The following is a 15,456-nucleotide window of genomic DNA, read 5'->3' on the forward strand; positions in this document are numbered from 1 at the left end:
CGATTATGAGACAAAACAGCATGAAGATTGATGTTAATGCTATTAAAGACCGCCTTGCTGGACGCTTTGAGGAAAAAGATGTGTATATGCTTACGTCCTCGCCCCGTTCAGGCAGCACCTTGCTTGCGCAGGTTTTAAATGTGATCCCTGATTCATGTGTCCTTTTTGAGCCGCTCCAGTTGAATCATGTCCCTGAGGCGCGGGCGGCAGGGTTTTCCTGGAGGATGTTTGTGGCTCCTGATGAGGAGTGGCCGGAAGGGGAAGCATTCCTTAAACAGGTGTTCGAGGGCAGGGTCATCAATGCCTGGACTGCAAGGGAAATGGCTGGCAATGATGCGAATAAGGCAAAACGGATGATTGTGAAGTGCGTCCGCGCCAATCGGTTGCTGCCATGGATCTGTCGGCGATTTGAGATTCCCGCCCCGATACTGCTTATCCGTCATCCATGCGCGGTGATTGCGTCCCAAAAAAATTATAACCGTGTCTGGAAAAATGCGGATCGCCCGGATTACCCCGAATACCTTGACCAATACCCGGTCTTTCAGGCTCTGTTGTCTGAAGCCGAGGGGGATGAAGAATTCCTGGCGGCATTATGGGCGCTTGACCAGCTTCCGCCTTTATTACACCAGATGCCTCGTCCATGGTTAATTGTGACCTATGAAGAGCTTTTTCTCCGGCCGGAAATGACACTGGCCAGAATTTTTGATAACTGGGGTTTCGATATTGATATGGGGGAGGCCTTATCAAGAATGAAGAAACCTTCGAGCGTTGTTGGCAAATCCGGAATCAGCGGGGTCAATGGATGGAAACAGCGTCTTACTGGTGAGCAGGTATCCCGAATACTCCAGACAGTAAATGCTTTTGGTTTGACTTTTTATACTGAAAATGATGAAGCTGATTATGATGTCTTGTATGGTGAATCATTGTCGGGAGATATCCATAAAGCTGGAATCGGCTGAATAATGAGGCTTATTTATGGACGTTCTACGAATAGGAACGTTTGGCTATCTGCTGCGCCAATTGTGCAACCAAATCTGCTGAGTCGTCCGAAAATTTTCTGGCAAATAACTTTACGCCGCCATCTAGCCGGATATGGTGGGCAAATAATTGCAAATGTTTGTTTGTGATATAAGCCGGACTCGATTTTCCTTCACTCCAATCAGCATACGTGATATTCACTGTGGCCTGTTGATTGAATTGTGAGTTGCCGATAATCGTTTGGAAAAAAGTTTCATCAGGACAAACGGTATTCTTGAAAAAGTCGACAATGGTTTTTTCTGTCGCCACAAAGTTTAAAATAAATTTGGCCGCTTCATGTGAAATTGCCCACCAAGTTGATCCGCCATAAGGGATAAGCTCGCCGAGATAATCCTTGTAGTCCCGTTGTTGGGGGGCGGATGGATTCTGTTCCCCATGACGGGCTTGGTAGGTTGTGATGCGTGACAGTGATTTGCCCTTTGTTTCTGCTGAGAGGGGCAGCAGGTTCATGAATTCCTTATCTTGATGGTCGAGAAAGAATTTCTCTATAAATGCCGGGGAATGCAGGGGATAATCTGAGCCACTTAATAAGACTAGGCGGTCAAAATGGTATTCGTGGTTGAATGCGGCCTGAAGTAAAACCAGGCTGGCTTCAACTTGGGAAAAATCACCCCAAAACACAGGAATACGTTTAAGGGTGAAAATGATATTGCTGCCTTTAAGATGAAGGTAGCGTCTGATATCTGACTTTTTGTCCAGGTGTATAAAAAATACGGAGGAACTGGATGAGAGCGCATTGATCAGGCGCTGTATATGATTTGGCGAATTGTGTTCAAGTATCAGATACGCTATGTTCATACGGGTTTATCCTGGATATTTTGGGGTCGGATTCGCAGAAATTGCCAGCCATTAGCTAAATGGGGGGAAGGCATGGTCTTTCAATACCTGCTCCACATAACGGATGGGCGCATACCTGTCACTGACAAGGCTGAAGGCGTTATGGGTCATGCCTTCAATATCCAGGCTGTTGCTTAACACCGTTTCGATGGCTTCTTCTAGCCCTTCGAAATGAGGGCCGAACATCAGCATGTCCCTGCCGTGTATGAAACTTTCTTCAATCAGGGAGTTTTTGTTACAGATGGTTAAGCAATGATGGCGCATCGCCGATAGCAGGCGCTCGCTCAACGAATGCGAAAAACTGTTCAGCATCATCAACATGGCTTTGGATTCCGACATCAGCTCCAGCGTTTTCCCCATGTTGGCCGGAGGCAGCAGGGTAGTGCCGGGGTGCAGCTTCACGGGCGGCAATTCCCCTCTCCAGATCATGGTCAGCGGGTAATGGGCAATTTTCCTTAACATCAGGTTGCGGCGCTTCCAGCGGACGAAAAAACCGCTATTGAAAATAAGTTCCAGAAAACTTTCCTGGTCTGAAAGGAACATTTCCCCATTTTGCTGCTGGCATAACTCATGGACGGTTTCCCATATTGGCTGATGATAATTATATAAGGCTGCTTCGGTTATATCATCGAACAATTTTTTGCTGTCTGGGTATTTTTCCAAGAAATCAGTGCGATAATTGTCAGGGTCGAGGTAGGAGCCAACGTAGAGCAAATTGATGGGGCGTCGGGATGAAGGCTTTTCTCCGCCAAAATCCAGTGGGTGGCTATTGAAATAAATATGCGGAAGGAATTTGTGCTTGGCTTTTTCACCCAGGATTTCCTGACTGTACTCGGCGGAGAGCTTATCGGTGTGGTACAGGGTGTGCCACTCTGACAGGTGGGCAAGATTTTTGCGTGTCCATGGGCAATATACGTAGTCCCGAATATGGGAAACAAAGGGTACTTGCAATGCTTCCGCAAGGGAGACGCCATCTTGTTCAGCATTTAAGCCATAGCTTTGCTCACAATGCACGATAACGTGAGTAAACTCCTGCTTCAGTGAACTTAGCAAGCCATACAACGAGTCTAGCTTATTGGTGTGCAGGTAATAAGGTTTGTAACCATATTGGATAAACCCAGAGGCATACGCAAAAACCGAATTCAAATGGGTGGCGTTGAGATCGGCTGCGCTGTCCGGAGAGGATGAAATCAGGACAACGGCCCCTTGGTAATGGTTCGAATATCCATTTTTATAACTGCGGTTTATCCGGAAAAAGTTTTCGGGTTCGCCAATGTCAAAAATAACGGTGCATTTATTGGAAAAGTGCGGGATCTCTTTGGTTATTGTGTAGTAATCAAGTGGGTGAACCGTGATATTGCTTTGATTGAGTATTTCGGCAATCCTAAGGTCTTCATATGAATATTTGAACTGTTTGAGCTCTTCCTGCAATGCCTCCAGTTTGGAAAACAGGACAGGGAGCACATCACGCCTCAAAAAGTATCCATACCCTCCCTTGGCGAAATCGAAGGGTTGTTTGTCAGTCGGATAGGGTTGTTCAAATTGGGGATCGCTGCATTTCCCATAATGCCATGTGTTGTTCATGATGGTTTCTTTTGGGTGTATGCAGCCTCCGGCATATTGTTTTCCCGACAATTGCGGAAGAATATAGGCGGCGATCCGTTCCAAGTGCGGGAAGCAATCATCATCTAATTTGTAAACATAGGTAAAATCCATGTTCCGGTATAGGAATTGGTAGCCTAATATCAGTTTCAATAGCAAGTGTTCATAATCATCCTGGCAGGGAACATATAAGGTGTCTTTTTCAATAATGGGCGTTAACAGGCCAGGCTTGCCAAGCAAGAAGAAATAGCGGAAACCGAATTTTTCCAGATCCTGCGCCCAGGTTTCCCGGATGGCAGATTGTTTGCTTAGGTATTTTTCACAGGATGGGATCAGGAATATGACATCCTGGGGAGTGGCGGGTGTTGGGTTCACGGTTGGCATGACCATGAATTCACGGGGGTTCAAGGGATTGTTCCTGGGTTGGATCATCCAGAAGCGATCCAGGCCGCGCCGGGCAAAACTCTCCACCACCACTTTGAAATGGTTGCTTTCCTGCTGTTTGCGGTGAAGGATGGAGGTGTTGTCCCCATGCCAGCGGTAGCTGTAAAGAATTTGGTGAATGTGCAGGACATGGCCTTTTTCGGAAAGCTTCAGCCATAAATCCAGATCCACCGCATTTTTGATGGTTTCATTGCAGCCGCTGATGCGTGACCAAAGCCGCTTCCTGAACATGCGGAAATGGGTGGCGATCATGCCAGTTGCCATCCATTCACGGGAAAAATGGCCGCCGCACCAGCCGTCACGGATATAGTTGCTGGTTTCGTCAATATAATCGCAGTCAGTGTAAACAGCATCCGCCAGCCTTCTGTCCAGCATGTCTGCGCATATTTGCACAGCCTCGGGCTTCAGCAGGTCATCTGCATCCAGTTGGGCGATGTACATGCCCCGGCAATGCCGGATGGCCGTATTGGTGGCTTTGCCGATGCCGCCATTAGGTTGTGAAATCCAGCGGACTCTGGGGTTGTCGCTGAAATGTTCTTCCAGCAAGGCCAGTGTCCTGTCCGTGGAGCCGTCATCGCAAATCACCACTTCCAAGTCGTCATAGGTTTGGCCCAGGCAGCTTTGCACAGCCGCCACCAGATAGCGTTCGGCATTGTAGGCGGGGATGTAAATGGACACTTTGGGGATTTCGAAAATGACGCCAGGCGTGTTGGTGCGCACATAAGGGACTGGGCATTTATTGGCTAGGATGGGCTTGGTGATGTCATGCCCGGCGGCGCGGAAACTTTTGCCTTCAGCATCTGTTGGTGTTGCTTGCGCTTGCAGGGCGGCAGGTTCCTGATGCAGGCAAACAATATCCATCATGGGGATGAAGTAGGCACCTGCATTGTACAGGCGATAGCCATGCTCCAGGTCTTCACATCCCCAGGCGGCGAACGCTTCGTCAACATGGCCGCCTTTCTCGATCAGGTGCCGTGGGAAGGCCAGATTGCCGCCAGCAGCGGCGGTGAACGGCCACAAGTGCTTGATGAGAAACTCTGTCTTGTCATAAACGGCAAACCGCCAGTCAACAGACGCGCCATTTTCATCCTGGGCGTTGGACACATCGTTGACAGGATTAATATTTTCCAGAGCATCAATGGTCTGGGGATCGTTCAGGATCTGGTCGTCGGTAATGCCCGAAACATCCACGTAACGCCGGTGCCCGATCAGGACGCAGTCATCCGCCACATGCAGCACTTGCATATAGGTTTCGACGGTACTGGGGGGAGGCAAAATGTCTGCGTCCATGAAAATGATGGCGTCACTTTTGGCGAGCCGCAGCCCCATGTTTCTGGCTGCTGCCAGCCGGTAGCCGTTATCCTTTTGGCGGGCGTAGTAAAGCCTCAGCTTTTTCTCATACTTTCGAATAATTTCAAGGGTTTCATCATGGCTGCCGTCATCCACGACAATGATGTCAATCAAGGCCTGCGGATAGGTTTGATGGGTCAGCGCGGCCAGCGTGTTGGCGAGCAACTCCCGACGGTTATAGGTCGGGATGATGATGGAAACGGTTTTGGCATACGGTTGTTGGGACGCCTTGAAAATTTCGGTGCGTTCCAGGATATGCCGGTAGTCGTTGCCGTCGCCAATAACCGGCGGCAAGCAAAAATGCGGCGGCAGGGCAGGATTTCTGCCCCTTTCGCGGGGAGTTGCCGATAAAGGGGCGGAAGGTTTGAACAGGAGAAAATGCCTGGCCAGTTCGAATTCACCCAATTCAATGGCTGCTTGTTCCGCTATCTGGTAGGGCAGCATCTGGCGCGCGTCAATATTTAATACCTGCATGGCCTTGTTGAGGGCGTCCAGATATTGCTTGTTGACCAGATCATGCTGGGCCGACTGTATCAGGGGTTGGAGATTGTGGGGGTCGATCTGTGCTGTCATGTGTGGACACTCAATTCCTGACAAAGCAGGGTTTCGCAATGGTTAACTATTCGTTCAATAACGGCGCTGTTGGTGATCGCTGGGCGAGAATGACGGAAGGCGTCCAACCTTGCCCTATCCAACTGGACACTGGACCATTCGCACAGGTTATCGGCCAGCTTTGGGGAAACCTCCTCTGCCGTCAGGTAGTTGCCGCATCCCAGCGCAGCCAGACGCTCGCCGGTGATGCGTTGCTCTGCATGCATCGGCAACGCCAGCACCGGCGTACCGGCTTGCAGCGCAGCTGAAACCGTTCCCATGCCGCCGTGGCACACGATGAGATCCGCTGTCTGCAAAGCAGCTGCAAACTGTACGGGTTGTAGGGCGAACGCCAGCGAAGGGGAGGCATATTGTGGCATTTGCTCACGGCCAAGGCCTGCGACATACGCCAATACGCAAACATTGCTGTTGGCCAATATCTGCAAAGCCTGGGGAAGTGCGGGGTAACTTGCCTTCAGGTAGGCGAATATTTTGCGCCCATGAACAGGCGGCCATGTTGGGTTTATACCGTCACTTTGTTCAATCAATGGGCCGGTGTAGGTGTGCCTTTGTCCCTGGCGCGGATAGTAATGGTCAAGTTCTGGCCAAACCGTCAGGAAGCAGGCGTCTGTTGCAAACAGTTCATGCAAATGCTGGAGTTTTGGACGGCCTAATACCGCCAGCACCTGATTGGCATTCGCCAAGGCTTGTTGTTCAGCTTGGAGCACGCGTGATTCAGCAACCATTGCCCAGTTTCTGAAAACAGGGCAGGGGCTGACAGGGGGCGGGTAATAAAAACCGGTGCCGATGGTCACTTTCTTGAATGGCAGGCCATGGGCGCTCAACAGGCTGACAGGTGCATGATCCGCAATCAGCAGATCCGGCTGGAGGGCGGCAAACAGGGAATGCCATCCCCGCACCAACCCCAGCAATTCGGAGAGCTTCCCAAAACCGGCGGCAAACAACAATTCCGCATAAGTGGCGGAAGGCATATGGCCACCAATGGCAGACAACCATACCGGAGCCTGAAACCAGCGGATACGGTCATGTTGCCGGACGACTTGTTGTATCTGGCGCAAGTCCCGCGCCGCAATGCTGACCCAATGCCCTTGCTGTTGTAAGGCACGGGCAACTTGCAGCATTCGGTTTAAATGCCCAAGGCCAGAACCAAGCTCCCAACTGAACAAAACAGAGGCCATATGATCAATGGCCCCGCATCAGTGGAAACAGTGGGATGAATGAAGGATTGCTTTAGAGGCCACCGTAGCCGTTCAGGTCATCCATTGTAAAGACTTTGTCGCCTGCGCCTGTAACCGCCCCACCTGTGCCGGTGGTTGTAAAGCCAAAGGAGTCAGGCATATTGTCGCCCTGTGCCATATAGAATACGTCGTCAACGACGCCATCCTTGAGATAATCAGTGAAAACCAGCGAACCATGCGTAGGTTGGCGTGTCACTTCAACGTGAGTTCCTGCCGGAATTTTACTGCACATGATGTTTTTGGCGTAATAGCCGAATTCCGGGAAGGTTGGGCAAGCGGCAGCAGCCACGCCGCTGGAGAGCGCGGCGACAACAACGGTGCTTTTGGAGGCAAGCAACAGTTTACGTAGCTTCGCCTCGTCAAGTGGAAATTTTGGTGGCATAGTCAAGACCCCTGAGTTTAAACATAAATAAAATTAATCACAATTGGCGATTTTATAGCGTCAATGAATAAAAAACAAGCCAATATAGATGGTTTTTTGTAAAAAATTGTAACAGATTGCAATATATTTAATCAATTGTAATTAATTGATTATGTAATGAAAATATTACATGTCATGCGCAAACAGGCTGAAGTATTCCGTCATGAGCTGGGCGTAAGGTTTGATGCAGTTGGTGTGGTCAGAAGGGACTGAAATACATTCCACTAAATCAATGTCAGGCGTACTGCGCGCCCGCATGGCCGCCAGCGCGCGGGTGGAGTTGCCGAATGGCACGGTTTCGTCGTCACGTCCGTGGGTCAGGCGGGTAGGGGTCTTCACTTGCCAGTCATAAACGCTGTTGTTGTACATGGTGGTGTAATCATCCGCCATCCAGTCCATCAGAAACGTCTTGTCGAAGGCTACATCGCTGTTCTTGGGGACAAGAATATACAACAGCGTATCCACCATCGCTTCGTCAAACTTGCCGGGATATTTGGCGGCGGGGCGTCCCAATCCTAAGGCGCTGCCTGCGCCAGCCAGCAATGCTTTGGTACTGAGCAATTCATCCAGTGTGTATTGCAGGTCGTAAGGGCCGGCCCCCGCAACGCTGGCGGTGATCGGGACGCCCGCCGCCTCCAGTGCCCGTTGTGCTGCCAACGTCACATAGCCGCCTTCGGAATAGCCCGTCAGGAACAACTGGCCGTTGAGCGGTTGGCGTTGTTCCGCCAGCCATTGTTGCGCGGCGGTCAGAAAGTCCGTCACTGCGGCAGCGGAGGGCACCGCCTGCAAATAAGGGTGGGCTTTGCCGCGTGAGGCTCCGTAACCGATGTAATCCGCCGCTGCCACAACATAGCCGAGGGAGGCAATGATATTGACGGGCGAGGTGGCAGCGGCGTCATTGCTGGGCGCTTCCCGGTCGTAGAAGATGGTGCCGTGCTGAAAGCTCAACAGCGGGCTTTTGGCTCCCGCCGGTTTCTGCGGAATGGCGAGGACGCCGGAAGCTTCAGTCAGGTTGCCGCCGCCATCCACGGTCAGGTAGGTCAGGCGGTATTGGCTGACCGCGTAGAGCGGGATGACCGCAGGCGCTTTGGAAACCGGGTTGGCGATTGCGGCGGTGCTTTCCCCAATGCTGTTGGTTGTTACCAGTTGCCCGTCGAGCAACGCGCCGCGCGCATTTTTGATACGTTCCGGAATCGTGGATGAGGTTGCTCCGCTGGTTGTGCCGCCGCCAGTGCCGCCGTTGTTCGTTGTTTCGGTTTGCGCAACACTAGCACTGCCGCCACCCCCGCCACATGCCGCCAGCAACAGGGTTGAGGCCAACAGGACACAGGCGGAACGCATCAGTTTGCGGTAGGGTGTGGATGGCATGGCGGTAAGCTCCGGTTTAATTGTACTGATTAAAAAGTAAAAACTATTATTGCTCATAAAATATATTGAGTAAAGAAACGGTGTGGCTAAATGGATACAGAATTCGTTGCCTTATTGCAAGCTATCAAATCCTGCCGCTTGTGTGGGGAGTATCTACCTTTGGGGGCAAATCCGGTGCTGATCGCCCGCCCAACGGCACGTTTGTTGATTGTGGGGCAGGCTCCTGGCAGGCGGGTGCATGCAACCGGGCTGCCCTTCAACGACCCCAGCGGTGACCGCCTGCGCAACTGGTTGGGGATAGATCGGGAAACGTTTTACCACTCGCCGCACATCGCCATCGTGCCAATGGGGTTCTGTTATCCGGGAACGGGCAAGGGCGGGGATTTGCCGCCGCGTCCGGAATGCGCCGCCGCGTGGCGCAGGCAATTGCTGGAACGGATGCCGGAAGTGGGGTTGACGCTATTGTTCGGGCAATACGCCCAAGCATGGCATCTGGGTGGCCGCCGGAAAAAGAGCCTGACGGAAACGGTGCGGGCATGGCGGGAATATTGGCCGCAATACCTGCCGTTGCCGCACCCCAGCCCACGCAATATCCGCTGGTTCAAACAGAACCCGTGGGTGGAGGAGGAGATTGTTCCGCTGTTGCGGGAACGGGTTAGCAAGGTGCTGGCGGAGGAGTGATCATGGCGACATCTGGATAAACTTTCAGTGCATTCTTCTTCCAGATCAACGTCCATGATTTGGCGGGCTGGCAAGCGGGCCATGCTATACTGGGCGTATCAGTACCCGACGGCAGGATTGGTATGAGCAAACCCCTGAAATTGCCCATCGGCTTACAGGATTTCAATGAAGTCATCGGCGGCGGCTACCTGTACGTGGACAAGACCCAATATATCCACCGCCTGCTTACTTCCGGCAAATACTATTTCCTGTCGCGCCCGCGCCGTTTCGGCAAGTCGCTGACCCTTTCCACCATCAGCTACCTGTACCGGGGCAGGAGTGAGCTGTTCCAGGGCTTGTGGCTGGAAGGGCAGTGGGATTGGGGCAAGACGCAGCCAGTGGTGCATATTTCATTCAGCAGCATCGGCTATCGCACCCTGGGGCTGGAAGCGGCGATCGCCGCCGAATTGCGCTCCATCAGCCAGCGTATGGGCATTGCCTTGCAGGAGCAGGAGATTGACCGCCAGTTCCACGAATTGCTGCGGCAACTGGCGCAACGTGACGGCAAGGTGGTGCTGCTGGTCGATGAATACGACAAGCCGCTGATCGACTTTCTTGACGATCTGCCGCAGGCGCAAGCCAACCAGCAAACCCTGAAAATTTTCTATTCGGTGATCAAGGATAGCGACGCGTACCTGGAATTCATGCTCATCACCGGCGTGTCAAAGTTTAGCAAGGTGTCGATTTTTTCTGATCTCAACCACCTCAAGGATTTGACCTTTGACCGCCATTATGCGGCGCTGGTGGGTTATACCCAGGCAGAACTGGAGCAGTATTTTGAACCTTATATGGCGGAAGTGGAGGCGTACCAAGGCATGGGCCGCCCCGCCCTGCTGGAGAAGGTGCGTGCCTGGTACAACGGCTACAGTTGGGACGGGCGCACCCGCGTCTACAACCCGTTTTCGATTCTGTGTTTTTTCAGTGCGGGCGATTTCCGCAATTTCTGGTTTGAGACCGGCACGCCGACTTTCCTGCTCAAGCTGCTGAAGGAACAGCATTTGTACAAGCTGGACAACCTGGAAGCCAGCGAGCGCAGCTTCGCCAGTTATGACATCGAATCCTTGCAGGCGGTGCCGATCCTGTTCCAGACCGGCTACCTGACCATCAAGGCCAAAGACGGGCTGGGCACATACACCCTCGATTACCCGAATGCCGAAGTGCGGGAGGCGCTGCTGGAATACATCATCAGCGACCTGCGCCATACCCAGACCCCGTTCAGCACGCCGTTGGTGGTGGATTTGTACAAGGCGTTTGCGGCCAATGACCTGGAGCGGGTGATCATGTTGGTAAAAAGCATTTTCAAGACCATCCCCTCACAGATTTTCATCGCCAATGCGGAGCATTACTACCACAGCCTGATTTATCTGGTGTTTTTCTATCTGGGGCTGTACACCGAAAGCGAAGTCAACACCAGTGACGGGCGGCTGGATTGCGTGGTGAAAACCCCGGCCCACATCTATGTGATCGAGTTCAAGCTGGACAAAAGCGCGGCGGCGGCGTTGCGGCAGATCAAGGACAAAGGCTACGCTGAACGATACCGCGCCGATTCGCGGGAAAAGGTGCTGGTCGGCGTCAATTTCAGCAGCGAAGCCAAAACGGTGGAAGGCTGGAAGGCGGAAACGCTCGGCTGATTCGCCCATAATCCCGTTCCTGCCGCTGGCCGAGCCTTGATCATAGGGAAACCTGCCGCCCCCGCTCAGTGCCGTTGTGCCGAATAGCTTTCCAGCCGCGCCCCGTAACGGCGCATGTCGGCGGCGCTCAGTTCCCGGCCACGCATGTCGGCGGGCAGCTCCAGCGTCAGGTGGAAATAGCGCCCGCCGCGCGCATTCACATCCGCCACCAGGTTGATCGGCAGCGTGCCGAGGACGGTGTCGCCCGGTTGCACGATGTCGACGGAAAAATGCGCCAGCCGCTGGTCGACGTGGAAGCCTTCCGCCTCCGCCCAATCGACGGCCCCGGGGTGGCGGGAAATGAAATAGGTGGTCATGGTGCCCTCTGCTGGTTGGTAAAGCGGGTCAGTTTAGCGGCAGGCGGGGGAACTGGCGAGGTTGGCAAGCTTGTTGCGCCATGCTGGGTGCACCGGCGTCCTTGGCGGCAGGGTTGGTATAGGCAGGCCCCTGAACTTACCTATTAATCCCTTCTCAAACAGGGCGGTATTCAAACTGTTGCTGAAGAGCTTTCAGTAACGGAAGCAACGTCTTAATCCCTTTTCAAACAGGGCGGTATTCAAACGGAATACAACCTTCATATGGAAAAAGCAAGATGTCTTAATCCCTTTTCAAACAGGGCGGTATTCAAACAGGACACGATCGTTCCATCGAGCGAGTTCATTGTGTCTTAATCCCTTTTCAAACAGGGCGGTATTCAAACGGCGCATCTGTCTACTTCCGGATTAATTCCCGTCGTCTTAATCCCTTTTCAAACAGGGCGGTATTCAAACGTCAATTATCAAGGAGAATAGTTTATGAAATTGGGTCTTAATCCCTTTTCAAACAGGGCGGTATTCAAACCATCGGCCTTTGTCGGATTACAGTGGACTGTCTGTCTTAATCCCTTTTCAAACAGGGCGGTATTCAAACAAGACAGACCTGATTGAAACACGAGAACGACATCGTCTTAATCCCTTTTCAAACAGGGCGGTATTCAAACCCCGCCGTTCGTCGGAAACACTGTGGTTTCAACAACTTGCGGTGCTGAATTTTTGACATCAAATGGGCACTTCAGAGTTAGCATTTTGGCTCACCTCGTTTGGATACAAAAAGACTAAATTTAAAGCAAATCGTTAATGGTATTTGTTAAATGGCGGCAGGCGGATAACGCTTGCATTAGGCTAATTATGCAGCAAAAAGCAGGTCACAAGCTACCTTCTTTTGTGCTTTCCTTCTCATCACGGCAAGGATTATTGGATTCGTGAGGGTTGGGCAGCCCCGTAGGGCTGCCGTGGGTGGGGAGTGGTTGGGTCAGCGCTGGGTGATGATCTTGATGATTTTCTTGATCAGTTCGCAGCTTGGGTCTGGGGTGCAAGTTTGCGGCATGGTGGTTCTCCTGTTTGGGTTGGTTTCAGTCGTTGTGGTTGCGTTTTTCGAGCGTATCGATGCGCTGGCTGTCGTAGGCGCTTTTGGCCATTAGGGCAAGAATGATCAGCGGGATCATGTTGTTCTCCTGGGTTTAGGGATGCATAGGTTACGGTATTGGTTGGGGTTTCCCTTGGATGGCAAGCGTGCCAACTTGCCATCGGTCGGGGGTTGGGGTGGCGTTTAGCGCAGGATGATGTCCCACCAGGCCGGGGTGTTGTCGGTCGGCAGGCGTAGTGGGAACGGGCGTGGGTGAGTGGGGAAGTGTGGGTGGATGATCTTGTTCATGTTGTTGTCTCCATCAGGGGTTGTGATGGAGACAGTATGAAGGGAAGCCGGTTGTTTGGAGGGGATTACAAACGTGCGAACTTTTCCAGATCGATAGGCAAATGGATATTGGCTGCTGTCAGTGCGGTGGGCAGTGGGTAGTAGACATAACCACCAGACTCAATACTCTGGATCTGATAATGGACGGCTGCCTTGTTGAGGGAATGTTCCAGTGCTGTGTTGCAATGCTTGAGGTGTGGGCGCAGGTAATCTGCCCTCAGGCCGGTGGCTTCGATGGCGTTTTCCATTTTGTTGATGCCTTTGTCACCATGCAACTGACGGTATACCGCCAGCAGTTCCCGGCTGTATTCGTGGTTGGGGGTGTCATCCTTGCTTTTGTAGCGGATGGGTTCCTGCCCGGCACGGTGGCGCAGCAATAACCATACATACACGGCGAGACTGGTGCGCCCGAATTTTCCGTGAGTCACCCGGATGCGGCTGGCATACAACTGACCGTTGACCAGTTCTATCTGGATGCCGGAAAACTGCTGCTGCACCAGCTCTACTGCCCGGTTGAAGGTGTATTCGCCTTCGCTGAGGGCTTTGGCAAAACCCAAGCCTTCGCGCAGGCGTACAAACGGGATGTCAGCCAGCATGACGGTAATATCTGAATTGGGGGCTGGGTAGAAGAAATCACGGCTGATGCGGTTTTCATCCACCAGGACGTGTGACAGGCGATCCTGCATGCGCCCAAACAGCGACAGGGCGTAACCAAGGTAATAGGTCATGGTCTTGCGCCCACCGGCGATGGATACGTGCAGGCTACTATCGTGGTCTTCTGTCAGGCGTTGCACCAGCTCGGTGATGAAGTCAGCCGCTGCGGTGTTGTCCGCATCTGTCTGGATGTCTTCCAGCTCCTGCTGATCGCGGGTGATGACATGGATATGTTGTTCAGTGACCTGTGGAAGCCTGATGTTGTAGTCGTTGCACAAGTGCTGTAATGCGCCGTTTTCTCCCAATAAACCCTCCATCAGTTTTTGTTTGCCACTTTTGGTGGTGATGATTCGGATTTCGGTCGGCAGCCAGGCAGGCTGGCGGGTTTGGGTCAGGGCGTATAGCACTTCGGTGATAATGGCGGGGGAATGCCCGGCCAGGGTCAGCAGGATGCGCCTTGGGTACTGTTCTGGGTGGCTTGGGTTGGTTGTTGTCATTGTTGGTGCCTCGTTGGATTTATGCGGGTGTTTTGCCGAGTGTGCGCCAGTTCTTGATGAAATCACCCAAAGTGGCACGTAGGGATTGTTCTTTTTGCAGCACCTTGGCGGATTCCTGCTGCCAGCCCTTGACGCCATGCGCCATGCCGTTGCGGATATGGCTGAGGCGGAGAAAGCGCCCATCGGCCTTTTGCATCGTTGTGCGGTTGGCTTCGCGCTGGTCGCTGAATTCATTTTGCTGGTTGGCGGGCAGGGATGCGCTCAGGCAGGCTTCCTGGGTGAAAATGCTGGCGCGCAGGTAGTCCCCCTTGTCGTAGTAGGTTTGCGCGAGGCTGATTTCCCAGTCTGCCCGTTGCGGTGAACGCCACCAGGACAAGCGCTTTTGCAGCTCATCACCGAACAGGCGTAGGAAAGCCGAACCGCGCCGTTCCAGCGCTGGTTTCAGGCCGCTGAGTTTTTCCTTGGCCTTGACGATATTGGTGGTGCGCTCGAAAAAGGCGGCCTCACGCAGGGTGTTGCACTCCGCAGCGCTCCAGCCTTCATCCGCCAGCATGTCAGCAAACGGGGCGTAGTTGCCGCTGGCGTCATAGGCGGCAAATGCCCGAATCCACTCCATGGTCTGCAACATGCCGCGCAAATCCAGCACCGGGGTTTTGCCCTCGCTGCTCATGTCCAGCGCGCCGTAGTACAAGCCTTGCACGCGCACCTGTTTGACCCGCTCGAGGTAGTGGGCAGCCACCAACCCCAGCATCGGCAGGTGGCGGAACCCGTGGGTGATGTCCAGCACAACTTCCTGCTGAGGCTGGACGGCGGCGGCAATGGTGGTGAGGATGGCTAGCTGTTCGTTGGTGTCGCGGGCGTAGGGGATGATTTTCATCTCCACCGGGCAACCCAGGTGCTTTTCGATCATTGGTGCCAGTTCATCCAGGATGGCGGCGTCAACGCGGTTGTTCTGCGCCAGATCCAGCAGGCGCAGGCGTGCCTCTTCCTGTTGCCCGTCGGCGGCATGGGCTTCAATCAGCACATCCCACATGCTGCCAGAAGTGCCCAGCAACACCATTTTGGCGGGGCGCAAATGTTGGGCCAAGGCAAAGCCGAAATAGGCCGTGGTGTAAGTCTGGCCGTCAATGACGTAATTGGCGGTACGGTAGCCCTTGATGGGGTCAAGCGTGTTTTTGCCGAGAAAGCTGATCAGTAGGGGTTGGGTCATCAACGTGTCCTTTAATCTATTGGGAAATCCCCCGGCTTTGCCGGGGAGACGTGCATAGTTTGAC

General features: G+C 53.0%; 11 protein-coding genes and 1 CRISPR repeat array. Of the genes, 3 read left to right on the top strand and 8 right to left on the bottom strand.

Annotated elements, in window-relative coordinates:
* Positions 1 to 20: 20 nt before the first annotated feature.
* Positions 21 to 959, top strand: a complete 939-nt coding sequence (locus tag VSS37_RS01795) for a sulfotransferase (protein ID WP_324692902.1) — start codon at positions 21 to 23, stop codon at positions 957 to 959.
* Between the two features lie 25 nt (positions 960 to 984).
* Here VSS37_RS01795 and VSS37_RS01800 read toward each other — a convergent pair whose 3' ends face one another.
* The 5 genes from VSS37_RS01800 to VSS37_RS01820 all read right to left on the bottom strand — a co-directional run bounded on the left by VSS37_RS01800 (position 985) and on the right by VSS37_RS01820 (position 8,910).
* Positions 985 to 1,836, bottom strand: coding sequence for a beta-1,6-N-acetylglucosaminyltransferase (locus VSS37_RS01800; protein ID WP_324692903.1), 852 nt, complete (start codon positions 1,834 to 1,836; stop codon positions 985 to 987).
* 51 nt (positions 1,837 to 1,887) lie between these two features.
* Positions 1,888 to 5,844 carry a glycosyltransferase family 2 protein gene (locus VSS37_RS01805; RefSeq protein WP_324692904.1) on the bottom strand — a complete coding sequence of 1,319 codons (3,957 nt, stop codon included), beginning with the start codon at positions 5,842 to 5,844 and terminating at the stop codon, positions 1,888 to 1,890.
* On the bottom strand, positions 5,841 to 7,004 hold the full coding sequence (locus VSS37_RS01810; protein WP_324692905.1) for a glycosyltransferase: 1,164 nt from the start codon (positions 7,002 to 7,004) through the stop codon (positions 5,841 to 5,843). Before VSS37_RS01810 ends, VSS37_RS01805 begins: the two co-directional genes overlap by 4 nt.
* A 109-nt stretch (positions 7,005 to 7,113) precedes the next feature.
* Positions 7,114 to 7,503 (bottom strand): hypothetical protein, encoded by a 390-nt coding sequence (locus tag VSS37_RS01815; protein WP_324692906.1) that lies wholly within the window; start codon positions 7,501 to 7,503, stop codon positions 7,114 to 7,116.
* Between the two features lie 165 nt (positions 7,504 to 7,668).
* Complete coding sequence (locus VSS37_RS01820) at positions 7,669 to 8,910, bottom strand: alpha/beta hydrolase family protein (protein ID WP_324692907.1); 1,242 nt, start codon at positions 8,908 to 8,910, stop codon at positions 7,669 to 7,671.
* A 90-nt stretch (positions 8,911 to 9,000) separates the two neighbouring features.
* Between VSS37_RS01820 and VSS37_RS01825 the strand changes: the two genes are divergently transcribed.
* Positions 9,001 to 9,591: a uracil-DNA glycosylase family protein gene (locus VSS37_RS01825; RefSeq protein ID WP_324692908.1), complete on the top strand. Its 591-nt coding sequence runs from the start codon at positions 9,001 to 9,003 to the stop codon at positions 9,589 to 9,591.
* Between the two features lie 122 nt (positions 9,592 to 9,713).
* Positions 9,714 to 11,261, top strand: coding sequence for a PD-(D/E)XK nuclease domain-containing ATP-binding protein (locus tag VSS37_RS01830; RefSeq protein WP_324692909.1), 1,548 nt, complete (start codon positions 9,714 to 9,716; stop codon positions 11,259 to 11,261).
* A gap of 65 nt (positions 11,262 to 11,326) precedes the next feature.
* Here VSS37_RS01830 and csx16 read toward each other — a convergent pair whose 3' ends face one another.
* From csx16 to csx2, 3 genes are all read right to left on the bottom strand, one after another.
* Positions 11,327 to 11,617: a CRISPR-associated protein Csx16 gene (gene csx16 / locus VSS37_RS01835; RefSeq protein ID WP_324692910.1), complete on the bottom strand. Its 291-nt coding sequence runs from the start codon at positions 11,615 to 11,617 to the stop codon at positions 11,327 to 11,329.
* A gap of 140 nt (positions 11,618 to 11,757) precedes the next feature.
* Positions 11,758 to 12,279: a CRISPR direct-repeat array (repeat unit 36 nt; unit sequence GTCTTAATCCCTTTTCAAACAGGGCGGTATTCAAAC).
* A 778-nt stretch (positions 12,280 to 13,057) separates the two neighbouring features.
* Positions 13,058 to 14,182 (bottom strand): CRISPR-associated ring nuclease Csm6, encoded by a 1,125-nt coding sequence (gene csm6, locus VSS37_RS01840; protein ID WP_324692911.1) that lies wholly within the window; start codon positions 14,180 to 14,182, stop codon positions 13,058 to 13,060.
* Between the two features lie 19 nt (positions 14,183 to 14,201).
* A partial coding sequence (csx2, locus tag VSS37_RS01845) for a TIGR02221 family CRISPR-associated protein (protein WP_324692912.1) occupies positions 14,202 to 15,456 on the bottom strand: 1,255 nt, incomplete at its 5' end.

It is taken from the genome of Candidatus Thiothrix phosphatis (assembly GCF_035668035.1).
In the GTDB taxonomy this organism is placed as follows: domain Bacteria; phylum Pseudomonadota; class Gammaproteobacteria; order Thiotrichales; family Thiotrichaceae; genus Thiothrix; species Thiothrix phosphatis.